Here is a 23796-nt window from a genome sequence, read left to right on the forward strand (position 1 = left end):
CAACGAACCAGTCTCACCGCCCGCTGTCAAGGACATGCCCGCCCGGCCGGTACGGCGCCCCCGGTGAAGTGGCGCGCCCGGCACAGCGGACGCACAGTGGAACGAGAGGGCCGGACTCCCTGTCCGCGTTCGGACGCCCGCTCGCCGGGCACAGCCGCGCAAGGCCCCACGACCGTGCCGCCCGCAGCCGTGAGGTCCGGCGGTACGACGACCCGCCCTTCCCAGCTAAGGGGTATTCCCATGGCGAACACCGAGAACGCGCCCAGGTCCGTATCGGGCCGCCACAGCGATGTCGGCGGCAGGACCACCATCGCCGACTCCGTGGTGGCGATCATCGCCGGCGTCGCTGTCCGCGAGGTCGACGGGGTCCACACCATGGGCGGCGGCGCCTCCCGTGCGATGGGCGCCGTACGCGACACGGTGTCGCGCTCCACGGACTTCACCCGCGGGGTGAAGGTCGAGGTCGGCGAGAAGGAGGCCGCCGTCGACCTGGACATCGTGGTCCTCTACGGCACCGAGATCGCCGACGCCGCCAAGCAGATCCGCTCCCACGTCGCGAACGCGGTGGAGCGGATGACCGGTCTTGAGGTCGTGGAGATCAACGTCAACGTCCGCGACGTCTACATCCCCGGCGAGGACAACGACGACGACGAGGAAGAGTCCCGGGTCCGCTGACCTTCCCCGGAGCCGCCCGCACGCTCCCGCTCGGATCCGCGCCCGTCCGTACGACCCGTCCCCGCCCCCGCGTAACGGCCGGAGTCACGCCAAGTCGCTCGAAATGATCAACATGGCCTGAAAGTGCGGGTGTTGAACGCGGGGGAGGTGTAGGGCGGGCCGCCGCCCGGCCTATGATGGCGGCGAAGAAACCGGTGATCACCGGGGCGCGGCCCCGGGCCAGAGCGGTGGCGGGGTAGTGGGCATGGTGGACGAGACAGCGGTCGACGACATGGATTCCGTGTCCGAGGCGCAGGCGGGCATCCGTACGGACATACCGCACAGTGCGCGGATGTACGACTACTACCTCGGCGGCCGGACGAACTACCGGCCCGACCGCGACGCCGCGCACGAGGTGGCGACCGTCTTCCCCGGCGTCTTCACCTGCGCCTCGGAGAACCGCGACTTCATGCACCGGGCCACCCGCGTCCTCGCCCGCTCCTACGGCATCAGGCAGTGGCTGGACATAGGCACCGGCATACCGACGTCGCCGAACCTCCACGAGGTGGCGCAGTCCATCGTGGACGACGCGCGCGTGGTGTACGCCGACCACGACCCGATCGTGCTCAACTACGCCCGCGCACTGCTGCGCAGCACCCCGGCCGGCCGCACCGCGTACGTCCAGGCCGATGTCACCGACCCCGACTCGATCCTGTCCGACGACGCGCTCGCGGCCACCTTGGACCTGTCCCGGCCGGTCGCGCTCAGCCTCAACGCGCTGCTGCACTTCGTGCCCGACGACCGCGACCCGTACGGCATCGTCTCCCGCCTGATGGCGGCGCTGCCGTCGGGCTCCGCGCTGGCGATCAGCCACTGCACGCCCGACTTCGCCCCCGAGGTGTGGGCGGAGGTGGAGGGCGTCTACCGGCACGGCGGCACGGCGCTCCAGGTCCGCTCCCGGGGCGAGGTCGAGCGCTTCTTCGACGGGCTCGAACTGATCGACCCGGGTATCGCCATCGCCGACGACTGGCGCCCCGAGGAGACCGCCCGCCCCGAGATGCCCGCCGTCTCGGACGCGGACGTCAGCCTGTGGGCGGGCGTCGGTATCAAGCCATAGCCGGGGGAGCGATTCCGGCCGCCGGGCGGGCTTGCCGGGCCCGCGCCGGCTGAGCGGTCAGCGCGCCGGGGTCAGTGCGGCGGCGACCGGCGCGAGGTCGGCGTCGGCGGCGATCGACTCCTTCTCCGGCTGCTCGGCCAGCGGCGCCTCCGTGCCGAACAGCCCGCAGGAAGCGCGGGTGGACGGTGCGCCCGATGGGTTCGTATACCCGTGGCCGCACACCGCCGACGCACCCGCCGCCAGGACCGTCACCTACACCAACAGCGGCACCGCCGACGTCACCCTCCCCTGAAGGCGACGGCCGCCGACGCCGAAGGCACCGACGCCTCGGCGGCGTTCACGCTGTCCGCCCCGGCGGTCACCGCCTCGGTCACGGTCACCGCCGACCCGGCCAAGGCGCCCTACGGCGTCACCGACGGCCAGGTGGAGGCGAGCGCCGCGGACGGCACCGTCGCCGCGCACACCCTGATCGGCCTGGACCGTGAGGAGGAGCGGTACGGCCTGACCATCACCAGCGCCGACCGCACCGGCGCGGCCCTCCCGGGCACCGCGGTGGTCCACCGCACCGGCGGCCTGGACCACTTCCCGGTGGAGATCCCCGACAGCGGCCGGCTCACACTGCGGCTGCCCAAGGGCGAGTACGCGGCCGCCGCACGCCCCGGTCTCGACCTCCACCTGACGTCGACACCGACCTCCTCCGCACGGCCGGGGCCGTGTTGCCCCTGTCGGCGGGGGGCCGCTGATCGGCGCGGTAAGGGTAGGCTAACCTACGCCGTATGAGCGTTCGAGAGAGTGCTGCTGCCGGCGAGTCGCGCCCGCGCGGCCATGAACTGTCCGCCGCCGCGATGACGGTGGCCTACGACGGCGTCGATGTCGTGCACGATGCCGCGATCTCGCTGCGGCCCGCGGAGGTGACCGCGCTGGTCGGGCCCAACGGCAGCGGGAAGTCGACGCTGCTGCGCACCCTCGCCCGCCTCCAGCGGGCCCGCCGCGGCACGCTCACACTCGACGCCGGTACCGGCACCGCCGCGGACGGCTTCGATCTCACCGCACGCCAGTTCGCCCAGCACGTCGCGCTTCTGACGCAGGGACGGCCCACCCCGGGCGGACTGAGCGTCCGCGACGTCGTGGAATTCGGCCGTTACCCCCACCGGGGGCGCTGGGGCCGGCCCGACCCCGGCGGCACCGCCGCCGTCGACCGGGCGCTCGGCCTGACCGGCGTCGAGCGCTTCGCCGAACGCGGCGTCGAGCACCTGTCCGGCGGCCAGCTCCAGCGGGTGTGGCTCGCCAGCTGCCTCGCCCAGGACACCGGTGTGCTCCTCCTCGACGAACCGACGACGTATCTGGACCTGCGCTACCAGGTCGAACTCCTCGACCTGGTGCGCGACCTCGCCGACGACCACGGGATCGCGGTCGGCGTCGTGCTCCACGACCTCGACCAGGCGGCGGCCGTCGCCGACCGGGTCGCCCTGCTCCACGAGGGCCGGATCGTCGCCGAAGGACGGCCCGAGGACGTCCTGACGCCCGAGCGGCTGTCCGGCGTCTACGGCATCCGGATCGACGTCGGCACCGACCCCTCGACAGGCCGGCTGCGCACCCGCGCGGTCGGCCGCCACCACGCACGGAACGAAAGGCTCCACCCCGCCTCATGAGACTCCGCCACGTCACCGCAACAGCCACCGCCACCGCCGCCGTTGCGGCGCTCGCCCTGACCGGCTGCGGAACGACCCACTCCACCGCGGACGCCGACCCCGCCGCCGCGTCGGCCACGACCACCCCCGGGCCGATCACCCTCACCGACGCCACCGGCACGAAGGTCAGCCTCGACGGTCCCGCCACCAAGGTCGTCGGTACGGAGTGGAACGTCGTCGAGGACCTCGTCACGCTCGGCGTCGACCCCGTCGGCGTCGCCGACGTGAAGGGCTACAAGGCCTGGGACACCGCGGCCCCGCTGAAGAACGCCCCCAAGGACATCGGCACGCGCGGCGAGCCGAGCATGGACACCATCGCGGCCCTCGACCCCGACCTGATCATCGCCACCACCGACCTGTCCGCCTCGGCGGTGGCGCAGCTGCGCAAGGTCGCCCCGGTCCTCGAAGTGCGGTCCGCCGACGCCGCCGACCAGATCGGCCTGATGACCGGGAACCTCGACCTGATCGCCGCCGCCACCGGGACGGCCCCGAAGGCGGCCGCCGTCAAGAAGGCCTTCGACGCGAAGATCACCGCGGGCCGCGCCGCCCTGGCCGCCGCGGGCAGGGCCGGGGCCAGATACGCCTTCGGCGACGGCTACGTCGAGTCCAACCAGGTCTCGATACGCCCCTTCACCAGCGGCTCCCTCATCGGGGCCGTCAACGAACGGCTCGGGCTCTCCAACGCCTGGACGGTCAAGGGCGACAAGGACTACGGCCTGGCCACCACCGACGTCGAAGGCCTCACCGGACTCGGCGACGCGCAGTTCGCCTACATCGTGAACGCCGTCGACGGCGACCCGTTCGCCGGCAACCTCGCCAAGAACGCCGTCTGGAAGTCGCTGCCGTTCGTCAAGGCCGGCCAGGTGCACCGGCTGCCCGACGGCATCTGGATGTTCGGCGGCACCGCGTCCATGGAGGCGTACACCGACGCCGTCGTCGCCGCCCTGACGAAGTAGCGCCATGACCGCCACCACGCCGGCCGCCGCCGTCGGCCACCGTACGGTCACGGCGGGCGCGGCCGCGGTGACCGCCGCGCTCGTGCTCCTCGTCGCGGCCCTCGCCGTCATCGACATCACGCAGGGCACGGCCGCCGTCGGCGCGAGCCAGGTGTGGAAGGCGCTCACCGGCCACGCCGACCAGGCGGACGCCTCCGTCGTCGTCGCCTCACGGCTGCCGAGGATGGTCGCCGGCGTCCTCGTGGGAGTCGCGCTGGGCGCCGCGGGCGCCGCCCTGCAAGCGGTGAGCCGCAATGTGCTGGCCTCGCCCGACACCCTCGCGGTGAACGCCGGCTCCTACCTGGCGCTCGGCGTGCTCGGCGCGACGGGCCTGTCGTTCCCGCTGCTGGCCTCCTCAGGAGTGGCCTTCGCCGGCGCCCTGGCCGCGGCGGCCGTCGTGCTCGGTCTCTCGGGCCTCGGCGCCGGGACCGTACGGCTCGTCCTCGCCGGCAGCGCGCTCGCGCTCGGGCTCGGCTCCGTCACCGACGCGCTGCTCCTGCTGTTCCCCGAGCGGACGAACGGGCTCTACCAGTGGAGCCAGGGCAGCATCAGCCAGAACGGCTTCGACGGCGTGCTCCAGATGGGCCCGATCGCGCTCGCGGGCCTCGCGGGACTCCTGCTCGCCGCCCGCCGGATCGACGCCCTCGCCCTCGGCGACGACGCGGCCCGCGGGCTCGGCGTCCCGGTCAGGGGCACCCGGATCACGGTCGTCGTCCTCGCGGCGCTGCTGTCCGCCGCGGCGGTGACGCTGGCGGGACCGATCGGCTTCGTCGGGCTGTGCGCACCCGCGCTCGTCCGCCCGCTGGCGGGACGGTTCCGCGGGCTGCTCCGGGCGCGGACGGCGATACCGGTCGCCGGCCTCGCCGGTGCGGCGCTCGTCCTCGGCTCCGACGTCCTGCTGCGGGCGTCGGTGAGTTCCGAGTCCGCGGTCGCGGTGCCCACCGGAGTCGTCACCAGCCTGATCGGCGCGGTGTTCCTCGTCGCCATGGCGCTGCGCACCCGCGACTCCGGCGCGTCGCCCGCGCCCGAGCGGCTGCGCATCCCGAGCCGGGCGGCCTACCTCGCGGCCCTCGCCGTGCTCGTCGTCGTACTCGTCGGCGTGGTGATCGCGGCGGTGCTCCTCGGCGACACCAAGCTGCTGCTCGGCGACGTCGTGAACTGGGCCCTCGGCCGGGGCGACCACGTCGTCACCTTCGTCCTGGACACCCGGGTGCCCCGGGTGCTCGCCGCGCTCCTCGCGGGCGCCGCGCTCGCGCTGGCCGGCACGCTCGTGCAGGCCGTCACCCGCAACGCGCTCGCGGAACCCGGCGTCCTGGGCGTGTCCGGCGGGGCCGGCCTCGGCGCGGTGCTGCTGGTCACCACCGTCCCCGCCGCCGGATCCTGGAGCATCGCGGGCGCCGCCTTCGCGGGCGCCTCGGCCACCGCCGCGATCGTCTTCGGGCTCGCCGCGCGCGGCGGGTTCCAGCACAACCGGCTCGTCCTGGTCGGTATCGGCGCGTCCGCCGGGACAACGGCGCTCATCAGCCTGCTCATCGTCCTCACCGACCCGTTCAACGCGACGAAGGCCCTCACCTGGCTGTCGGGCTCGACCTACGGGCGGACGATGCCCGACCTGCTGCCCGTCGCGGCCGTGCTCGCGGTGGGCACCGCCGTGGCGGTCGCCCGGCGCGGCGAACTCGACCTCGTCAGCCTGGACGAGGACACCCCGCGGCTGCTCGGGATGCGGCTGTCCCGCGCGCGCCTGGGCCTGCTGGCGACGAGCGTCCTGCTCAGCGCCACCGCCGTCGCCGCCGCGGGGACGATCGGCTTCGTGGGACTCGTCGCCCCGCACGCGGCCCGCGCACTCGCCGGACGCCGGCACGTACGGGTCATCCCGGTCGCGATACTGCTCGGAGCCGCGCTCGTCTGCGCCGCGGACCTGCTCGGCCGTACCGTGATCGCCCCCGCCCAGCTCGGCGCGGGCCTGATGACGGCCGTCATCGGCGCCCCGTACTTCCTCTACCTGCTGATCCGCACCCGGAAGTAGCGCGTCGGGGGTGCCTTCGCGGAGGCTCGGCAACCGGGGCGCGCAGGCCCAGGAGCCGGGGGCGCAGGGACCTCGGGAATCGGGGCGGAAGGCTTCAGGAATCGGGACCCCGCGACAGCCGGGGCTGCTCGGCGAGGTGGAGCAGGGCCGGCTGCCCGGGACGGTGGGCGGGCCAGTCGGGGAGCCCGGCGTGCTGGGGGCTGCCGCTGTGGGCGAACGCGATCCACGCCCCCCGGACCACGCGGACCAACTCGGCGACCTGGCCGGGCCGGGCGCCCTCCATCATGGGGGCGATCTTCCAGGCCGCGGTATTGCCGAAGACGAACGGCAGTTCCAGGCAGTGGCAGGCGCGCAGCGGGCTGCCCTCCGGGTGCCAGTCGAAGCGGTAGACGAAGACCCGCCCGCCGGCGTCGGCGAGGCGCGCCGCGAGGCGGGCGGTGGGTCCCGCCAGGAAGTGCTCGGTCGTCAGTGCGGAGGCGAGCTGCCCCGGGGTCGCCTCAGGGTGCCTCGCCAGTTGTACGGAGATCGCCGCCTCCGCCGCCGCGTCGCCGTACACCTTGCGGGCGGCCCCGGCGACCTGCTCGTGCGTCAGCTGCCGCAGGCGCGGGTCGGGTGCGTAGAAGGCGTCGACCTCGTCCCTGTTCCAGCCCAGCAGGACGTCCACTGCCGGCGGGGCCGCCGCGACCGCGGCCGTCAGGTCCTCCTGGACCCACTCGCCGTCGGCGACGAGTTGCAGCGGCGGCGACAGGTCCAGCAGGCGGCCACCGGCCCTGGCCAGTACGTCCTGGGCGTCCAGGAAGTCCTGGGCGGGCCGTCCGCGCAGGTCCGCGCCGCCGCCGCTCTGCTCCAGGACGTGCACGAAGCGCTCGGCGATCCCGGCGGCCTGATCGGTGGTCAGCGGGCGCATGCCGAGCGGCGGACTCTGCAGGACGGCCCGCTGGAAGAGGCCCGCCGCGGCGGGCGCCGCCATCAGCGCGATGATCGACTGGGCACCCGCGGACTGGCCCAGCACCGTGATCCGCTCCGGGTCGCCGCCGAAGGCCGCGGCGTGCTCGCGGACCCAGCGCAGCGCGGCGATCTGGTCGAGCAGCCCGGCGTTCGCGACCCCCGCCTCGCCCAGGTAGAGGTATCCCAGCGCGCCGAGCCGGTAGTTGGCGCTCACCGCCACCAGGTCGCCCGCGGCGGCGAAATCGGCGAGGTTGTAGCGGTCCATCCCGCCGGAGCCGCTGGTGAAGCCGCCGCCGTGGAGGAAGACCACCACCGGGCGGGCGGAGCGGTCCGCGGCGGGCGTCCACACGTTCAGCGTCAGGCAGTCCTCGTCCTGCGGCATCCCCAGCGGCCCGATGGCATGGTCGAGCCGCCCCGGCGCCTGGGGCGCGGCAGGCCCCGGCCGGCTCGCGTCACGCACCCCCGCCCACCCGGGCGCGGGCCGCGGCGCCGCGAAACGGCCCGGCCCGACCGGGGCGGCGCCGAAGGGGATCCCGAGGAAGCCGACGACCTCGCCGTCCCGGCGCCCCTCCACGACACCGCCCGCCGTGGCCACGCGGACGCCCGCGCCCGCCGGCGTCACCGTCGCGCCCCGGGCCGAACGTCTGCAGCGGTGCTCATCACTGGACCTCCCGAGGACGCGTGCCACCGGTGGCGTGCGGCGGCGGACATGCACCCATCATTCGGCCCGAAACTACGCGCGACACATACTCGTTGGGCCTCCCGCTATACCCGTACGGCCACCGGCCGGTAGTTTGCCGACCTCCGGCAGGGGCACGCGGCAGCCATGACTCACGAGACGACTGAAGCCCCCGTCGAAGAACACCTGATCCTCAGCGCCGACACCAACGGTGACGGAAAGCTCGACGTATGGATGAGCGACACCACAGGCGACGGCACGCCAGACCTCTACCAGTTCGACACCACCGGCGACGGCACGGTGGATGTCACCATCGTCGAGGAAACCGACCACGGCCAGATCGAACGCACCGTCATAGAAGGCGACGCGGGCCACCCCCAGCCCTCCTGACCCGCCCGCCCGTCACCCGGCCCGCCCCGATCAACGTGGCGGGCCTGGTCCATGTGTGCTCCTGGAGGCCCTGCCCGCCGCCCGGCTGTGCCGGATACGTCCCGACGACGGCGAGGAGGCCTCCGCGGCGGCCGGTCAGGACTTCAGGGCGATACCGCGGCTCGTCTCGGTGGGCAGCGCCTGGCCGTGGCAGCCGCCCAGGACCTTCGAGATGGCGGCCTTCTCGGCAGTGCTCACCCACAGGCGGTACTTGGCTTTGACCGCGATCTGCCGCGCGACGTAGGTGCACCGGAAGCCGTCGGACTTCGGCAGCCACTTGCTGGCGTCGTCGTCGCCCTTGCCCTCGTTCGCGGGGCCGTCGGCGGCGATGAGGTTCAAGGGGTCGTTGGCCAGCTCTTCACGGGTGGCCTGGGGGAGGGCCGACGCGCCGGTCTGCCAGGCGTTGCCCAGGGAGACCACATGGTCGATCTGGACGGTCAGCGACGTACCGCGGCCGCGGGTGAAGTCGATGGTCTTGCCGGTGTAGGGGTCGTGGAGCCTGCCGGACTCTACCTCGCACTTTCCGTCCAGCTTCACGGAGATGAGGTCGCGGCGCAGGATGTCGTCGCGGGTCTCGCAGTGGTTGTGGCCGCCGGGTGCGCCCTGCTGGTCCGTCCACGCCTCGCCGAAGTCCTTCACCCGGTCGTAGCTGCTGATCGACCCGTCCGGTTTCACCTTGAGCTCGGCCAGCTCCGAGGCCGCCGAGCCCCCGCCGCCCGACCCGGCGGCCGTGTCCTGACCGGAAGGCGCCGCGCCGTCGGTCACGTCCTTCGGCTGACACCCCGCCACCCCCAGTATCAGCACCGATACGGCTGCCGCCGCCACCGCCCGCGCCATCACGTCCACCTGTCGGCCCATCACGCCTCCACTCACCACGGCTTTTACCAGGACGGGTTACCGGCCTTCGCCCGAGCACACCTGGCCGGAACCGGCGAAAGGAGAGGACCGCTGTCGTACCGGCCCCGCCCGCTGACCGGAAACAGTCCCGACCGCTCGGGTCGCCTTCGGCGTGGTAGCCGCCGATATCCGGGGCAGGTGTGGGGGCAGGTCGATGGCGGCGGCGCGGAGGTGGTGCGGATGGACAGCACGAAATGGTCGCTGCTCTGGTTGTTGGCGGCAGTCGCCGTCGTCAGCCTGATCGTCGCGATCAGGCTGCTGGTCAAGCTCGTCCGCTCGTGGCGGCTGGTCAAGAGCTCCGGCATCCCGATGTCCACCAAGACGATGTTCTGGGCGTCGGTGGCCTACCTCATCTGGCCCGTGGACCTCCTGCCGGACCCGATCTACATCGACGACGTCGGCTTCCTGCTGCTGGCCCTGCGCTCCCTGCACGCGGCCGCCGCCCGTTACGGTGTGAGCCGCACCGGCAAGGACCTGGGGCCCAAGTCCCTCAAATAGCCCGGGAGGACGGTGGTCGGCGCCGGATTGTCGGTGGTGGCTGGCAGGCTGCCACCCATGGACGCGAGGTGGAAACTACGCCGGGTCTACGGCGCCGATCACGACGACCCCGATCCCGGGCCGCAGCCCGGGCACGACTACGCCGAGCTGGTGGGCGGGGCGCTGGACGGCCTGCTGCTGGACATCACCGGCCGGACCCCCGAGGAGCGCTCCGGCGGCCTCGCGCTGACCACCGAGATCGGCCGCTTCGGCCCCGGCGGCCGTGCCTGCTACGCCCCCCGGCCCGGCGACCCCCACCTGTGGGACTGGGAGGGCGACGCGCCTTGAACCGCCGGGTGGTTGATCGGCCCGCGGCACGCTTGGTAATCTCCGCGCGGAGGCACCCACGCGCCTGCCCCGGACGAGATGTGCGCCGTACCCGGCCTGCCAAGACGACGCTCTCGGGAGACGTCATGGGCGGGACCGCACACCGGATCACCTTCGCGGCCGAGCCGCCGGAGCCCCGCGCGCTGGACGTGCGCTGGATCCACGGATCGCCGTCGGCGAAGCACAACACCGATCCGGACATCCAGGTGCACGCCTACGACGAGCACACGGTGATCCTGCGCCAGAACATGGCGGTCAACTACGAGGCGCCCTTCCTGTTCCTGCTGTTCGGCAACGACCGGGCCGTACTGATCGACACCGGAGCCACCGCGTCCGCCGAGTTCTTCCCGCTGCGCCGGGTCGTCGACGACCTGGTCGCGCGCTGGCTCGCGGAGCATCGCCGGGACGGCTACGCGCTGCTCGTGCTGCACACCCACGCCCACGGCGACCACATCGCGGGCGACGCGCAGTTCGCCGACCGGCCCGACACCACGGTTGTGGGCGCGGACGCGGGCAGCGCCCGGGCGTACTTCGGGTTCGCCGACGGCCCGGGCCGGGCGGCCCGCGTCGACCTCGGCGGCCGGGTGCTGGAATGCCTGGCCACCCCGGGCCACCACGAGGCGGCCGTCACCTACTACGACCCGCACACCGGATTCCTGCTCACCGGCGACACGGTGTATCCCGGGCGGCTGTACGTCGAGGACTGGGCGGCCTTCCGCGCCACCGTGGACCGCTTGATCGAATTCGCCGGCACCCGGCCGGTCACCCATGTGCTGGGCTGCCACATCGAGATGACCGACGAGCCGGCCGTGGACTACCCGATCCTCACCACCTACCAGCCGCACGAGCCGCCGCTGCAGATGACCGTGGGCCAGCTGCGGGACCTGCGCGGGGCGATCGACGAGGTCGGCGACCGCCCCGGACGGCACGCCTTCCCCGACTTCGTCATCTGCCGCAGGGACGCGTAGCACCGCCCGGGGACGAGGCGGCCGGGCGACCCGTCAGCGGGCGACCCGGGCGTTCTGCGGGGCTGTCGGGTCGCCGCCCCCGCTGTGCATCCGGTCCGCGGCGGCATCGCGGTGGACGACGCCGCCCGGCTGGTCGTGCCCGCTCCGGCGGCCCCAGCGGCGGGCCAGCGCGGTGCAGGTCATCAGCTGGATCTGGTGGAAGAGCATGAGCGGCAGCACCATCAGGCCGACGTCCTTGCCCGCGAAGAGCACCGCAGCCATGGGCAAGCCGCTCGCCAGGCTCTTCTTGGAGCCGCAGAAGACGATGGTGATGCGGTCCGCCCGGTCGAAGCCCAGCCTGGCACCGGCCACGCCGGTCACACCGAGCGCCGCCGCGAGCAGGGCGGCGCACAGCGCCAGCAGGGCGAGCAGCCGCCACGGCGACAGCGAGTGCCAGACGCCCGCGACCATGCCCTCGCTGAAAGCGGCGTAGACGACCAGCAGGATCGACCCCCGGTCGACCATGGTCACCGCGGGCTTGTGGGCGGCCAGCCAGCCGCTGGTCCAGCGCCGGGTCGCCTGGCCGAGCAGGAACGGCAGCAGCAGTTGCAGGACCAGCGTCACCGCCGACCCGGCGTCGATCCGGACCGAGCCGCCGAGCAGCGCGGACGCCAGCACCGGGGTGACCGCGATGCCCAGCAGGCTGGAGAAGGAGGCCGCGCAGACCGCCCCCGCGATGTTCCCCCGGGCCAGCGAGGTGAAGGCGATCGAGGACTGCACGGTCGACGGCAGCAGACACAGGAACAGCACCCCCTTGGCGAGTTCCGGGCCGAGGACGGGCGTGCTGATCGCCCGGGCGGCCAGCCCGAGCGCCGGGAAGAGGACGAAGGTCGACGCCATGATCGTCAGGTGCAGCCGCCAGTGCCTGGCCCCGTCGAGCGCGGCACGCGGCGAGAGCCGGGCCCCGTAGAGGAAGAACAGCAGGGCGATGGCGGCGGTCGTGACGCCGGACAGGCCGTCGGCGACGCCCCCGCGCGCCGGGAGCAGCGCCGCCACGCCGACGGTCGTGAGGATGGCCAGGATGTACGGATCGACCCCGAAGCGGGCCAGCACGGCACGGAAGGCGGTCAACTGCTCCTCTTTCCGGGGGAGTACGGATGCCCGGGGCCGCGCGGACCGGAGGGGCCGGGGCCGCGCTGCGGTACGTTCGCCACCTCGATCCTTCCGCTGCCGGTGCAGCGATTGTATTCAACGGGGCGTGCGGTGCCCGAGCACAGGTCCCAGCGGGCGGCGACGCGTCGGACGACCGCCCCGCCGGTGAGCCGGGCGATCCGCGACGACGTGAGCGCCCGGGTGCACCGGCCCGGCCGGCGCCTCACCGGGGAGGCGCTGGCGGCGCGCTACGGCGTCCCGCGCGTACCGGTCCGCGAAGCGCTGCGCACCCTGGAGGCGGAGGGCTTCCTGCGGTCGCGGACGGACGTTTCCGTAGTGTGCGGCCACTGGGTGGTTCGTGCGGGCGTCCGCGTGGACAGGCGGGAGACATGTCCAAGGTGAGTTCTGTGAAGGTGTGGCCGCCGGCTCGCTCCGGTGCGTGCCGGGAGCGTCAGGGCCGGCGGGTGCGGGCGTGATGGCCGCGGGATCCGGGCACGTGGGCGACCTGGGCAGGGGAGTGTCCCTGCTGTGGCGGGGGCAGAAGTGGGCGCTGCGGCATCCGCGGGACTGGCTGTTCGGCATGGTGCCGGCCCTGATCAGCTTCGCCGGCTACGTGGTCGCGCTCGTGGCGCTGGTGATCTGGTCGGACGATCTGGTGGCCTGGGCGACGCCCTTCGCCGACCACTGGGCCGCCGCCTGGCGCGGGCTGTTCCGCGATCTGACGGTCGCGGTGGTGGTGGGCGGCGGGCTGCTGCTCGCGGTGGTCTCCTTCACCGCGGTCACGCTGCTGGTGGGCCAGCCCTTCTACGAGGCGCTGGCCGGCCGGGTCGACGAGTCGCAGGGCGGCGCGCCCGCGCCGCTGGAACGGCCGCTGTGGCAGGAGCTGTGGATCGGGCTGCGCGACAGCGTACGGCTGCTGGTGCGGGTGGCCGCGTTCGGCGTGGTGCTGTTCGCGGCGGGCTTCCTGCCGGGAATCGGCCAGACGGTGGTGCCCGTCGTCGGCTTCTGCGTCTCCGGCTTCTTCCTCACCCAGGAGCTGGCGTCGGTGTCGATGCAGCGCCGCGGGGTCGGGCTGCGCAAGCAACTGCGGCTGATGCGGGGACGCCTCGCGCTCGTCCTCGGGTTCGGGGTGCCGCTGGTGCTGGCCTTTCTGGTGCCGTTCGTCGCCGTGCTGCTGATGCCGGGCGCGGTCGCGGGCGCGACCCTGCTCACCCGTGAGCTTCTCCCGCCGGCGGCGCCGGCGGCTCCCGTGGTGCCCGGGGCCCCCGGAAGGGCGTGAGCACGCGTCATGCCTCGGGCAGCGGCTCCTGCTCGACCTCGAACCGCCCGGGTCCGCGTACCTCCCGCAGGCCCAACTTGTGCGCGCAGCCTTCGCCCAGACCCCGCATCCGCGCCTCCCGGCCGGTCAGCCGGTGCCCGCACATGGCGCAGCGCACCACGCGGTAGCCCGCCGCCAGTTCCTCGTCCGTCGCGAGGCCGGGCAGCGGGGCGGGATCAGGGCGCATGGGGACAGTGTGCCGAAACCGGCCCGGTCGCGGGGCACGACCGGTGCCGTACGAGTCAGCTCTCCTGCGCGTCCGCCGCGCCGGCCGTTCCCCCCGCGATCCGGGCCGCCGCCTGCAAGGCGGTGTCGACGCTCGGATGGACGAGCACCTGGCCGAGCGCGGGAAGGACGGCCGGCGAGGCCACGACCGTCGGCGCGGGAATCGATCCGGCCGTCCTGAGCCTCCAGGTCCTTCCCCCGCCAGATCGTGGTCGGCGACGGGGCGATCGCCGTGCAGATCCTGCCGGACCCTGGTCGAACCGTAGCCCTGTTATCGCTCCGAAGGGGACAAAATCAGAAATTCACGGACCCGTAACGAGACGCCGGATCCCGCGCTTGCGAACCGCGCCCCGCGCGGGGAGCGCGGGCGCGCCGGAAGGGGGGCGCGGTCACCCCGGCGAGGTCACGCGGTCACTTTGGCGAGGGGGTCACGCGGTCACCTTGGCGACGAAGGCCGCAATGTTCGCCGCGGTCCGCTGGATCTTCTCCTCCAACGTGATCGTCTCGTGGATCCGGGAGCCGGCGCCCGCGTCCTTCTTGCCCCGCACGTAGAGCGAGCAGGCGAGGTCGCCGCATATGTAGATGCCCACCGAATTGCCCTGCTGCCCGGCCTTCCCCGCCTTCGGCGCGACCATCAGGGAGACGCCGCCGGTATGGGTGGTCACGCACACCGAGCACATGCTGCGCCGCGTCTGCGAGAAGGCGGGCCTGGGGCAGCGCGCCGCGAGGGCCGTCGGGCGGCCGTCCAGCTCGGTGACGAGGTAGGCGCGGTCGGGGGCCTGCGGATCCCGCCAGCCGAGGTAGTCCAGGTCGTCCCAGGGCAGGTCGGCCAGGTCGCGCGGGACGGACAGCCGCTTCGCCTCGCCCTTGGTGCAGTTCACGAACGCGGCACGGATCTCCCGCTCGGTCAGTGGTGTCATACGGACCAGGCTAATTTGCCTAAAGGTATTAGGCAAATGCATAATAAGTTTCACCAGAGGGGAGCAAGGCTATGGCACGCGCAGGGCTGACCCCGGAACGGCTGACCCGGGCGGGAGCGGAGCTGGCCGACGAGGTCGGCTTCGACCAGGTCACCGTCTCGGCGCTCGCCCGGCGCTTCGACGTCAAGGTCGCGAGCCTGTACTCGCACCTGAAGAACTCCCAGGACCTCAGGACCCGGATCGCTCTGCTCGCCCTGGAGGAACTCGCCGACCGGGGCGCCGCCGCCCTGGCCGGGCGGGCCGGCAAGGACGCCCTGGCGGCCTTCGCGGACGTCTACCGCGACTACGCCCGGGAGCACCCCGGCCGCTATGCCGCGGCCCAGCTGAGGCTGGACCCGGAGACGGCCGCCGCCAGCGCCGGGGTGAGGCACGCGCAGATGACGCGGGCGATCCTGCGCGGCTACGACCTGGCCGAGCCGGACCAGACACACGCGGTCCGGCTGCTGGGCAGCGTCTTCCACGGCTACGTCAGCCTGGAGACGGGGGGCGGGTTCAGCCACAGCAGCCCCGACTCGCAGGAGACCTGGCCGCGGATCGTGGACGCCCTCGACGCCCTGCTGCGGAACTGGCCCGCCCCCTGACCGGGCGCCCGTACCGGCCGGAGGACGCTGCCCGCGCGGCGCACCGGCGAAGCCGAACAGTCACTCTGACCAACAGGTTGGGACCATGCACACCGATGACGACTGGATCACCACACCCATCACCGCGGACCTGCTGCGCGGCGCCCTCGACCTGGAGCGCACCGCGCACGGCGTGCTGCCGCACCGGCTGCCCGCCTGGGTCCGCGAGCAGTTCCCCGACGGCCAGCTGGCCATGGTCGAGGCCCAGCCGTCCGGCGTACGGCTGGTCTTCCGCACCCGGGCCACCGTCGTCGAGCTGGACACGCTGCCCACCAAGCGGGTCTACGTGGGCGCCCCGCCCGGCCCGGACGGCGTGTACGACCTCCTCGTCGACGGCCGCCTGGCCGGACAGGCCGGTGTGAAGGGCGGCAACACCCTGACGGTCGACATGACCACCGGGACCGTCGAGAGCCGGCCCGGCCCGTCCGGCACCCTCCGCTTCACCGGCCTGCCCGACAGCGCCAAGGACGTCGAGATCTGGCTGCCGCACAACGAGACCACCGAACTCCTCGCCCTGCGCACTGACGCTCCCGTCGAGCCCGTGGCCGCCGGGGACCGCAGGGTGTGGCTGCACCACGGCAGCTCGATCAGCCACGGCTCCGACGCCGCGAGCCCCACCACCACCTGGCCCGCGCTCGCCGCCTCCCTCGGCGGCGTGGAATTGGTCAACCTGGGCCTGGGCGGCAGCGCCCTGCTCGACCCGTTCACCGCGCGGACCATGCGGGACGCCCCCGCGGACCTGATCAGCGTCAAGGTCGGCATCAACCTGGTCAACGCCGACCTGATGCGGCTGCGCGTCTTCACCCCGGCGGTGCACGGCTTCCTCGACACCATCCGCGAGGGCCACCCCGGCACGCCGCTCCTGGTCGTCTCACCCCTGCTGTGCCCCATCCACGAGGACACCCCCGGCCCGAGCGTCCCGGACTTCAGCAGCGTGAGCGAGGGAAGGCTCCAATTCCGCGCCATGGGCGACCCCGGGGAACGGGCCGCCGGCAAACTGACCCTCAACGTCATCCGGGACGAGCTGAGCCGCCTGGTGAAGCAGCGGGCGGCCGACGACCCGAACCTGTTCTACGTCGACGGCCGCGACCTCTACGGCGAGGCGGACTTCGCCGAACTGCCGCTGCCCGACCAGATCCACCCGGACGCCGCCGCCCACCGCCGCATCGGCGGGAACTTCGCCGCTCGGGCCTTCGCCTCCGGCGGCCCGTTCAGCGCCGAGGGCGGCTGAACGCCCCGCGGCCGTCTCACAGTTCGACGTCGGGGTGGAGCCGGCCGATCGTCCAGGTGCGCATGCGGCGTACCGCGAAGGTGCAGGCGAGAAGGAAGACGGCGGTGAAGCCGGCGAGGATGCCGCAGTCGCTCAGCACCCGGCCGGTGTCGCCGCCGGACACGGCCACACGCAGCCCGTCGATTGAAGCCGCGCGGTACGGTGATGGTGAACGCGTAGTCGCCGGCGCGCAGCCCGTCGGCCGCGCGGCCGGCGTCCACGAAGTGCCAGTCGAACTCGCGGTCGGCCTTGAGCTGTTGGACCAGCTGGGCGCCGGCCTGCACGCGCTGGCCCTGGACGCCGTGCGCGAGCTGGTCCTCGTTGACGACGGCAACCGGGATCTGGCCGGTTCTGCCGTAGGGGTCTGAGTTCGCCCACAGGTAGGTCGCGCCGTACAGCAGCGGTATCAGGCACAGCAGGAGCGGTACGAAGCGGCGCAAGGGTCCCCGGAAGCTGCGCAGTTCGAGCCAGGCGAGTCTGGCGAAGGTCACGGGGCCGCCTTCCGGGTGGTGGGTGCGGGATCCGGGTCGCCCGCGCGGTCGTCCGGCCCGTCCGTGTCCGTCGCACCGCCGCTGCGGCCATCAGCGGCCGTACGGCGCCCGGCGCCCGCGGCCCCGGTGCCGGTCAGCGCGTCCGCACTGAGCCGGGGGAGGGCGAGGGCCGTATACGGCGGTTCCGGGCCGTCCGGCGGGGCGAGCGCGGCGCTGAGCACCGTGCACCCGGCGGCGTTGGCCTGCCGTACCGCCTGCCACGCCGCCGCGCGCTGATCCGGCGGACAGCCGCTGTCCACATCGTCCACCACGAGCGCGCGGGGGCTCTCGGCGAGCGCGAGGGCCAAGGCCAGCGCGAGCGAGGCCACCGGGTCGAGATCGGCCACCAGAGTGTCGTCCGGGGCGTCGAAGCCGACGACGTCCATCGCCCGGCGTACCGCGGCACGATCGGCGCCGGGCGCCAACCACCGCCGTTCGGCGGCCAGTTCGCGCACCCGCAGCCGCGGCTCCAGGAAAACGGCAGGAGCCGCGCGGGCCACCGCGACCAGCCGCCGCACCCGCCCGGCCGCCCGCGGCACGGCATGACCGCCGACCTGCACCGTCCCCGCCGCCACCCGCAACCGCCCGGCGAGCGCCAGCAGCAGCGAGGTGCGGCCGGAACCCGACGGGCCGTGCGCCACGGACAGCCCACCGGCCGGCACCCGCAGGCTGACGCCTTCCCACACCGGCCCGCGCGGACCCCGCGCGCTGAGATCGCGCGCGGCGACCTCGACTCCCTCGATCCACGGCTCCTCGGCAGCGGTCACCTACCAACCAGTAACCCAGATCGGCACGGACACACCACCGCACGATGTGACGCCCGGCACGACCGTTCCCCCGGGCCTCCGGCTGTTGGCGCCGCGCCGGGCGCACCCCTCCGTCAGCCTCGGAGAACGCGACCGGCGCGCCCCCTGTCGGACGGCGGCACCGCCCGGCTCGGAGGGACGGCTCGCCCGCGTTCCTCTGCGCGGACAAAAGAATCGGGCGGCGATGTCGAGAACGCGTGCCTGGCTCCGTCCCCGCGGTGAAGGCGGCCACAATGGGGTCGCACCGGCACCGAGGAGACATGCGATGGCCAAGTATCTGCTGCTCAAGCACTACCGCGGCGCCCCGCCGGCGGTCAACGACGTGCCCATGGACCAGTGGACGCCGGACGAGATCTCGGCCCACATGCAGTACATGAACGACTTCGCGGCCCGGCTCGAAAAGACCGGCGAATTCGTCGACGGCCAGGCACTCGCCCCCGGCGGAATGTTCGTCCGCTACGACGGCGAGGGCCGCCCGCCGGTCACCGACGGCCCGTTCGCCGAGACCAAGGACCTCATCGCCGGCTGGATGGCGATCGACGTCGACAGCTACGAGCGGGCCGTCGAGCTGGCCGGGGAACTGTCTGCCGCTCCCGGCGCGGGCGGCAGGCCGATCCACGAGTGGCTCGAACTGCGCCCGTTCCTGACCGAGCCGCCCACCATCACGGAGTGACCTCCCGGTGAACGAGCTGCTGCTCCGGAGCTTCACGCCGAGCGTGCTCGGCATCCTCGTCCGCCGCGGAGCCGGCTTCGCGGCGGCCGAGGACGCCGTCCAGGACGCGCTGATCGAGGCGGTCCGCGTCTGGCCGGCCGACCCGCCGCGGGACCCGAAGGGCTGGCTGGTCACCGTCGCCTGGCGGCGCTTCCTCGACGCGACCCGGGCGGACACCGCCCGCCGCCGGCGTGAGGACCTGCTCGACGAGGAGCCGGCGCCCGGGCCCGCGCCCGGGCTGGACGACACCCTTCAGCTCTACTTCCTGTGCGCCCACCCGACGCTGACACCGTCCTCCGCGGTCGCGCTCACCCTGCGCGCCGTCGGCGGGCTGACCACCCGCCAGATCGCCCAGGCCTACCTGGTGCCCGAGGCGACCATGGCGCAGCGCATCAGCCGGGCCAAGCGCGCCGTCTCCGACGTGCGCTTCGACCAGCCCGGCGACGTCGCGACCGTGCTGCGCGTCCTCTACCTGGTCTTCAACGAGGGCTACTCCGGCGACGTCGACCTCGCCGCCGAGGCCATCCGGCTCACCCGGCAGCTCGCGGCCGCGATCGACCACCCCGAGGCGGCGGGGCTGCTCGCCCTCATGCTGCTCCACCACGCCCGGCGCGCCGCCCGCACCGCGCCCGACGGCAGCCTCGTCCCGCTCGCCGAGCAGGACCGCAGCCGGTGGGACACCGGGGTGATCGCCGAGGGCGTGGGGATCCTGAAAGCGGCCCTCGCCCGCGACCGGCTGGGCGAATTCCAGGCCCAGGCCGCCATCGCGGCACTCCACGCGGACGCGCCCACCGCAGCGGAGACCGACTGGGTGCAGATCGTCGAGTGGTACGACGAGCTCGCGCTCCTGACCGACAGCCCGGTCGTCCGGCTCAACCGCGCGGTGGCCGTCGGCGAGGCAGACGGACCACGCGCCGGCCTGGCCGCGCTCGCGGCGCTGGACGACTCCCTGCCCCGCCACACCGCGGTGGCGGCGTACCTCCACGAGCGCGACGGCGACCTGACGACAGCGGCCCGCCTGTACGCGGAGGCGGCCCCCAAGGCCCCCAACCTCGCCGAACGCGACCACCTGACCCGCCAGGCCGCCCGCCTCAACACCCGCCACCGCTGACAGTTCCCCCCGGCCGTATGTCCCGTGAACCGCCGTCAGCTGGTGGGTGCACGCCCGTTCGGCCGTGTGGGATGCTGGGCAGGCCAGGCGGGAGACCGGCACAGAGGCGGCGGTCTCCGGTGGGCAGCCTCATTCGCGTCGCGGTATCGGGGATGGCGGTATGGCCTTCGTGCTCATGGTCATCGGCTCACTGGCGGTCCTGTCCGGCGCCGGAGTGGCCCTGTCCGGCAGAGCGCTGCCGTGGCTCCGGGACCGGACGCTCAGACCGGTGCCGTGGGGCCTGGGGTATCTGCTGCTGGGCCTCGGCCTGATCCTGATGGGCGCCCTCCAGAGCGACCACTCGGGTGGACCCGTGTTCGCCGTGCCCGTCGTGCTCGTGGCGGCGGCCTTCACCCTGATGCTCCTCGGCACCCGGGGCGCCGTCCGCCCCCGGCGCGGCTGACGTCCGCACCGCCGGCGTCCTCCTGCGGCCCATCCCGCGATCCGGTCGGCCCCTACGTCACCTGTCGCTGCCCGGACGCGCGGGACCTGGTCTTGTCGCGATTGCCGCACCGCGGCCCCCGCTCGGTCGGCGGGCCTGGAAGGATCACGCTCATGCTGCAAGTGTGTCTGAACGGTGCCAGGGTGCGCGCCGAATGCCCTCACCTTCCCGTGACCCCGCAGGAGCTGGCCGCGGCAGCCCGCGCGGCCGTCGCCGCCGGCGCCCGGGACATCCACCTGCACCCCAAGAACGCCGACGGCGAGGACACGCTGGAGCCCGCCGCCGTCGCCGCGGCCCTCACCGCCGTGCGGGCCGTCGCCCCGGGCGTCCCCGTCGGCGTCACCACGGGGGCCTGGACCACACCGGACCCCGCGGAGCGCGCGTCCCAGGTCCGCTCCTGGACGGTGCTCCCCGACCACGCCTCCGTGAACTGGCACGAGGACGGCGCCGCCACAGTCGCCGCCACCCTGCTGGACCGGGGCATCGGCATCGAAGCGGGCATCTACTCGGGGACACAGGCAGCGCGGCGCTTCCTCGGCTGGACGGACTCCCACCGCGTCCTGCGCGTCCTGGCCGAGATCACGGACACCGATCCGCGGACCGCGCCCCGTACCGCAGCCGGGCTTCTCGGCGAACTCCGCCCCGCCGCGGAATCGCCGGTCCTGCTCCACGGCGAGGACGAGGCCGCCTGGGCCGTCCTGGAGATGGCCGCGTCCCTTCGGCTGGACATGCGGATCGGCCTGGAAGACGTGCTCCAGCTGCCGGACGGGACGACAGCCGAGACCAACGCCGACCTCGTCCGTGCCGCACGCGGCATCATCCCGTAGGCGTTCAGGCGGCTGACATCGGGCCCGCGCCCTTCGCCACGGGACGACCGGGGGACATGTCCGGCAAAACGTGTGGTTTCGGGCACCGCGCGCCGGGCATCCGCACACCATGATGGGAACGCTGATACGAGGCTCCGTCGCCGGGGCCGCCGGTACGACACTGCTGAACGCGATGACCTACGGGGACATGGCGCTGCGCGGCAGACCCGCGAGCGACGTGCCCGAGCGGACCGTGGTCGCGCTGGCCGCGAAGGCCGGTCTCGGCGTCCCCGGTGAGGGACAGACGCGGGAAAGCCGGCTGACCGGGCTGGGCGCGCTGTCCGGGATCGCCGTGGGAGTGGCCGCGGGCACCGCCGTGTCGGTGATACGGCGAGCGGGCCTGCGGCTGCCCTGGTGGGCCGGCGGCGTACTGACCGGAGCCCTGGCCATGGCAGCCACCGACCTGTCCATGGCCGACCTCAAGGTCAGCGACCCCCGCACCTGGTCCGGCGCCGACTGGCTCTCCGACGCGGTGCCGCACCTCGTGTACGGCCTGGTCACGTACGGCGTCCTGGTGGCCGCGGAGCCGCGCTCATGAGGGCGCCGATCCCCATACTGGCGGGAGCCGGGCTGGCCGGCGCGGCGTCCGGGCTACGCAGCCAGATCGGCCTGGCGGCCGTCTCGATGAGCGCCCCCCGCACGCTCGATCCGCGTCCGGGACCGCTCGCGCTGCTGGCCAGGCGCCCCGTCCGGGCGGCGACCGCGACCGCGGCCCTCGGCGAGCTGGTCGCGGACAAGCTCCCGCAGACCCCGAGCCGCCTCGGCGCGCCCGGCCTGATACCCCGCGTCGTCCTGGGCGCGCTGGCCGCCACCGCGCTGGCCGCCAGATCGGGGCGGGACGAGGGCGGCGACCGGTCCGACACGTTCGACGGCCGTGATCACCAGGCCCGCCCTGCGGTCCCGGCGGCCACGCTCGCCGCCGCCGCGGTCCTCGGCGGCGGCGCCGCGGCCGGTGCCGCATTCGCCGGCGCCTGGTGGCGGCTGACGGCCGGGCAGTACGGCCGCCCCGACTGGCCCGCGGCGGTGATCGAGGACGCGCTGGCCGTGGCACTGGTCCGGACGGGCTGCTCCCTGGCCGCCGGCAGGAGCCGTACCGCGGGCTGAGCCCCGCCGCCCCGGCGTCCGCCGTCGCGCAGCCCGCGCGGGACTCAGGTCGCGGCGGGCCGCCAGCCCAGCGCAGGCCCGAGTACGGTGGCGATGTCGGTCAGGATCTGGATGTAGTCGTCGTGCTCGAAGGTGAAGGGCAGCGCGAAGGCGACCTCGTCGATCTCCCGGAAGGCGGCGTGGGCGTAGAGCTGCTCGGCGATCCGCGCGGAGGGTCCGACGAGGTCGGGCGCGTACATCAGGCGCGCGGGTCCGTGCGGTACGGCGGTACGCGGCAGGCGCTCGCGCGCGAAGGCCTCGTATCTGGCACGCTGCTGCGCCGAGGCGTTGTCGGTCGGGATGACGACGAGCCCCTGCGAGACGCGGGCCCGCCCCGCGTCGGGGTGCTGCTCGCGGAAGGCCCGGACGTGCGAGAGCTGGATCGCGGCGAAGTCCTCGGACTCCTCGGCCTTGACGACGCTGCTGGTCAGGAAGTTCATGCGGTGCTCGCCCGCGAACCGGGCGGACCGCAGGCTCGCGCCGCCGTACCACATGCGGCTGCCCAGTCCCGGGGCCTGGGGCTGGACGCGGTCGGAGAACGCCTCGAAGCCCACGGTCCCGCTGAAGTCGCTGGCGGGTTCGCCGCGCACGAAGTCCAGCAGCCGCAGCACCCGTTCGTAGCCGAAGTCCTGGTTGTCGGCGGTGTCACCGTAGAGCGCCTGCTTGACGCGGCCGTAGTGCATCGGCGGCCCGACGCTGACCCCCGGGCTGAGCCGGCCCTCCGAAAGGATGTCGACCGTCGCCAGATCCTCGGCGAGCCGCAGCGGATTCTCCCAGCCCAGCGGGATCACCGCCGTGCCCAGGCCGATACGGCTGGTGCGCTGCGTGGCCGCCGCCAGCACCGCGACGGGCGAGGAGATCCCGTACTGCAGATGGCGGTGCCGCACCCAGGCGCTGTCGAAGCCCAGGCGCTCACCGAGTTCGATGATCTCCAGGGTCGACTCGTGCCCCCGCCGCGGATCCGCGGGGTCGAACAGGCCGATCGTCAAGAACCCCAGCGCCCGCAACGGCTCCGAGTCCAGCGGCATCGCGTTCCTCCCTCGTCCGTCCCTTGTCCCGCCGCGCGGTCCAGCGTTCGAGGGCCGCGTCAAGCCGGCCGTGGACCGGCAACGCGAGGTCGATGTCCGACCACCGGCCGGCCGCGCCGAGCGCCTCCGGCCCGGTGACCGCAGCCCCGGCGGTGCCGCCATCGTCCTCAGCGGCTGCGGGCAACCGTCCCCTGACCCGCTTCCGTTCCTCGGCGTCGAACACCTCGCAACCCTATCCGCCGGCCCCGCCACCAGCGGGCACCCGCTCGGTGCCGCCCCGCCGGCGGCTGCGGACCGCACCCGCACG

At 73.8% G+C, this 23796-nt stretch carries 29 protein-coding genes, 2 pseudogenes and 1 riboswitch; of the genes and pseudogenes, 20 read left to right on the forward strand and 11 right to left on the reverse strand.

Annotated features, from left to right (window positions below):
* The first annotated feature begins 240 nt into the window (after positions 1–240).
* Both OHA86_RS35140 and OHA86_RS35145 read left to right on the forward strand, forming a co-directional pair.
* Positions 241–675, forward strand: coding sequence for an Asp23/Gls24 family envelope stress response protein (locus tag OHA86_RS35140; protein WP_329181914.1), 435 nt, complete (start codon positions 241–243; stop codon positions 673–675).
* Between the two features lie 244 nt (positions 676–919).
* Positions 920–1771, forward strand: coding sequence for an SAM-dependent methyltransferase (locus tag OHA86_RS35145; protein ID WP_443071945.1), 852 nt, complete (start codon positions 920–922; stop codon positions 1769–1771).
* 57 nt (positions 1772–1828) lie between these two features.
* Here OHA86_RS35145 and OHA86_RS35150 read toward each other — a convergent pair whose 3' ends face one another.
* A complete protein-coding gene (locus tag OHA86_RS35150) occupies positions 1829–1993 on the reverse strand; it encodes a hypothetical protein (RefSeq protein WP_329181915.1) in 165 nt (54 codons plus the stop codon).
* Here OHA86_RS35150 and OHA86_RS35155 point away from each other — a divergent pair.
* Genes OHA86_RS35155 through OHA86_RS35170 form a run of 4 tightly spaced genes read left to right on the forward strand, consistent with a single transcriptional unit; the run spans position 1982 to position 6483 of the window.
* A complete protein-coding gene (locus OHA86_RS35155; RefSeq protein WP_329181916.1) occupies positions 1982–2551 on the forward strand; it encodes a hypothetical protein in 570 nt (189 codons plus the stop codon). The genes OHA86_RS35150 and OHA86_RS35155 overlap by 12 nt on opposite strands.
* Positions 2548–3423, forward strand: coding sequence for an ABC transporter ATP-binding protein (locus OHA86_RS35160; RefSeq protein ID WP_329181917.1), 876 nt, complete (start codon positions 2548–2550; stop codon positions 3421–3423). Before OHA86_RS35155 ends, OHA86_RS35160 begins: the two co-directional genes overlap by 4 nt.
* Positions 3420–4418, forward strand: coding sequence for an ABC transporter substrate-binding protein (locus tag OHA86_RS35165; protein WP_329181918.1), 999 nt, complete (start codon positions 3420–3422; stop codon positions 4416–4418). Before OHA86_RS35160 ends, OHA86_RS35165 begins: the two co-directional genes overlap by 4 nt.
* Before the next feature lie 4 nt (positions 4419–4422).
* Positions 4423–6483 carry an iron ABC transporter permease gene (locus tag OHA86_RS35170; protein WP_329181919.1) on the forward strand — a complete coding sequence of 687 codons (2061 nt, stop codon included), beginning with the start codon at positions 4423–4425 and terminating at the stop codon, positions 6481–6483.
* Positions 6484–6577: 94 nt separating this feature from the next.
* On the opposite strand, the gene OHA86_RS35175 is transcribed toward OHA86_RS35170, so the two are convergent.
* Positions 6578–8053 carry a carboxylesterase/lipase family protein gene (locus OHA86_RS35175; protein ID WP_329181920.1) on the reverse strand — a complete coding sequence of 492 codons (1476 nt, stop codon included), beginning with the start codon at positions 8051–8053 and terminating at the stop codon, positions 6578–6580.
* Positions 8054–8257: 204 nt separating this feature from the next.
* Between OHA86_RS35175 and OHA86_RS35180 the strand changes: the two genes are divergently transcribed.
* The gene (locus OHA86_RS35180) at positions 8258–8500 is read left to right on the forward strand and encodes a hypothetical protein (protein WP_329181921.1); all 243 of its coding nucleotides are present in this window, start codon (positions 8258–8260) and stop codon (positions 8498–8500) included.
* A 135-nt stretch (positions 8501–8635) separates the two neighbouring features.
* Here the strand turns inward: OHA86_RS35180 and OHA86_RS35185 are convergent, their stop codons facing one another.
* Entirely contained in the window at positions 8636–9397 is a 762-nt protein-coding gene (locus OHA86_RS35185; protein ID WP_329181922.1) for an HNH endonuclease family protein, read from the reverse strand.
* Between the two features lie 219 nt (positions 9398–9616).
* Between OHA86_RS35185 and OHA86_RS35190 the strand changes: the two genes are divergently transcribed.
* The 3 genes from OHA86_RS35190 (at position 9617) to OHA86_RS35200 (ending at position 11268) form a co-directional block, all read left to right on the forward strand.
* The gene (locus tag OHA86_RS35190; protein ID WP_329181923.1) at positions 9617–9934 is read left to right on the forward strand and encodes a YkvA family protein; all 318 of its coding nucleotides are present in this window, start codon (positions 9617–9619) and stop codon (positions 9932–9934) included.
* Between the two features lie 57 nt (positions 9935–9991).
* Complete coding sequence (locus OHA86_RS35195; RefSeq protein ID WP_329181924.1) at positions 9992–10261, forward strand: hypothetical protein; 270 nt, start codon at positions 9992–9994, stop codon at positions 10259–10261.
* A 46-nt stretch (positions 10262–10307) separates the two neighbouring features.
* A riboswitch (guanidine-III (ykkC-III) riboswitch) is annotated at positions 10308–10375 on the forward strand.
* 11 nt (positions 10376–10386) lie between these two features.
* The gene (locus OHA86_RS35200) at positions 10387–11268 is read left to right on the forward strand and encodes an MBL fold metallo-hydrolase (RefSeq protein ID WP_329181925.1); all 882 of its coding nucleotides are present in this window, start codon (positions 10387–10389) and stop codon (positions 11266–11268) included.
* Positions 11269–11301: 33 nt separating this feature from the next.
* Here the strand turns inward: OHA86_RS35200 and OHA86_RS35205 are convergent, their stop codons facing one another.
* Positions 11302–12378, reverse strand: a complete 1077-nt coding sequence (locus OHA86_RS35205) for a bile acid:sodium symporter family protein (protein ID WP_329181926.1) — start codon at positions 12376–12378, stop codon at positions 11302–11304.
* A 132-nt stretch (positions 12379–12510) separates the two neighbouring features.
* On the opposite strand from OHA86_RS35205, the pseudogene OHA86_RS35210 reads away from it, so the two are divergent.
* Positions 12511–12720, forward strand: a pseudogene (locus OHA86_RS35210) (GntR family transcriptional regulator); the annotation flags it as partial.
* Positions 12721–12874: 154 nt separating this feature from the next.
* A complete protein-coding gene (locus tag OHA86_RS35215) occupies positions 12875–13678 on the forward strand; it encodes an EI24 domain-containing protein (protein WP_329181927.1) in 804 nt (267 codons plus the stop codon).
* A gap of 7 nt (positions 13679–13685) precedes the next feature.
* On the opposite strand, the gene OHA86_RS35220 is transcribed toward OHA86_RS35215, so the two are convergent.
* The 3 genes from OHA86_RS35220 to OHA86_RS35230 all read right to left on the reverse strand — a co-directional run bounded on the left by OHA86_RS35220 (position 13686) and on the right by OHA86_RS35230 (position 14862).
* Positions 13686–13904 carry a DUF6011 domain-containing protein gene (locus OHA86_RS35220; protein WP_329181928.1) on the reverse strand — a complete coding sequence of 73 codons (219 nt, stop codon included), beginning with the start codon at positions 13902–13904 and terminating at the stop codon, positions 13686–13688.
* Positions 13905–13959: 55 nt separating this feature from the next.
* Positions 13960–14088 carry a hypothetical protein gene (locus OHA86_RS35225; RefSeq protein ID WP_329181929.1) on the reverse strand — a complete coding sequence of 43 codons (129 nt, stop codon included), beginning with the start codon at positions 14086–14088 and terminating at the stop codon, positions 13960–13962.
* Between the two features lie 282 nt (positions 14089–14370).
* Entirely contained in the window at positions 14371–14862 is a 492-nt protein-coding gene (locus OHA86_RS35230) for an FBP domain-containing protein (protein ID WP_329181930.1), read from the reverse strand.
* A gap of 71 nt (positions 14863–14933) precedes the next feature.
* Here OHA86_RS35230 and OHA86_RS35235 point away from each other — a divergent pair, with 71 nt between their 5' ends.
* The gene (locus OHA86_RS35235) at positions 14934–15503 is read left to right on the forward strand and encodes a TetR/AcrR family transcriptional regulator (RefSeq protein WP_329181931.1); all 570 of its coding nucleotides are present in this window, start codon (positions 14934–14936) and stop codon (positions 15501–15503) included.
* A gap of 85 nt (positions 15504–15588) precedes the next feature.
* Positions 15589–16773 (forward strand): GDSL-type esterase/lipase family protein, encoded by a 1185-nt coding sequence (locus OHA86_RS35240; protein ID WP_329181932.1) that lies wholly within the window; start codon positions 15589–15591, stop codon positions 16771–16773.
* 16 nt (positions 16774–16789) lie between these two features.
* Here OHA86_RS35240 and OHA86_RS35245 read toward each other — a convergent pair whose 3' ends face one another.
* From OHA86_RS35245 to OHA86_RS35255, 3 genes and pseudogenes are all read right to left on the reverse strand, one after another.
* Positions 16790–16942 carry a hypothetical protein gene (locus OHA86_RS35245; protein ID WP_329182702.1) on the reverse strand — a complete coding sequence of 51 codons (153 nt, stop codon included), beginning with the start codon at positions 16940–16942 and terminating at the stop codon, positions 16790–16792.
* A gap of 61 nt (positions 16943–17003) precedes the next feature.
* Positions 17004–17303, reverse strand: a pseudogene (locus OHA86_RS35250) (YhgE/Pip domain-containing protein); the annotation flags it as partial.
* Positions 17300–18109 (reverse strand): ATP-binding cassette domain-containing protein, encoded by an 810-nt coding sequence (locus tag OHA86_RS35255; RefSeq protein ID WP_329181933.1) that lies wholly within the window; start codon positions 18107–18109, stop codon positions 17300–17302. The pseudogene OHA86_RS35250 and the gene OHA86_RS35255, both read right to left, overlap by 4 nt.
* Positions 18110–18413: 304 nt before the next feature.
* Here OHA86_RS35255 and OHA86_RS35260 point away from each other — a divergent pair, with 304 nt between their 5' ends.
* The 6 genes from OHA86_RS35260 (at position 18414) to OHA86_RS35285 (ending at position 22422) form a co-directional block, all read left to right on the forward strand.
* Complete coding sequence (locus OHA86_RS35260; RefSeq protein ID WP_329181934.1) at positions 18414–18821, forward strand: YciI family protein; 408 nt, start codon at positions 18414–18416, stop codon at positions 18819–18821.
* A gap of 7 nt (positions 18822–18828) precedes the next feature.
* Entirely contained in the window at positions 18829–19971 is a 1143-nt protein-coding gene (locus OHA86_RS35265) for an RNA polymerase sigma factor (RefSeq protein ID WP_329181935.1), read from the forward strand.
* Positions 19972–20131: 160 nt separating this feature from the next.
* Positions 20132–20413 (forward strand): hypothetical protein, encoded by a 282-nt coding sequence (locus OHA86_RS35270; RefSeq protein WP_329181936.1) that lies wholly within the window; start codon positions 20132–20134, stop codon positions 20411–20413.
* A 152-nt stretch (positions 20414–20565) separates the two neighbouring features.
* Positions 20566–21279, forward strand: coding sequence for a 3-keto-5-aminohexanoate cleavage protein (locus OHA86_RS35275; RefSeq protein WP_329181937.1), 714 nt, complete (start codon positions 20566–20568; stop codon positions 21277–21279).
* Between the two features lie 109 nt (positions 21280–21388).
* On the forward strand, positions 21389–21856 hold the full coding sequence (locus tag OHA86_RS35280; RefSeq protein ID WP_329181938.1) for a hypothetical protein: 468 nt from the start codon (positions 21389–21391) through the stop codon (positions 21854–21856).
* Entirely contained in the window at positions 21853–22422 is a 570-nt protein-coding gene (locus OHA86_RS35285; RefSeq protein ID WP_329181939.1) for a DUF4126 family protein, read from the forward strand. The genes OHA86_RS35280 and OHA86_RS35285 overlap by 4 nt, the downstream gene beginning before the upstream one ends.
* 44 nt (positions 22423–22466) lie before the next feature.
* Here OHA86_RS35285 and OHA86_RS35290 read toward each other — a convergent pair whose 3' ends face one another.
* Entirely contained in the window at positions 22467–23489 is a 1023-nt protein-coding gene (locus OHA86_RS35290) for an LLM class flavin-dependent oxidoreductase (RefSeq protein WP_329181940.1), read from the reverse strand.
* Positions 23490–23796: the final 307 nt, after the last annotated feature.

This window comes from Streptomyces sp. NBC_01477 (genome assembly GCF_036227245.1).
Lineage (GTDB): Bacteria > Actinomycetota > Actinomycetes > Streptomycetales > Streptomycetaceae > Actinacidiphila.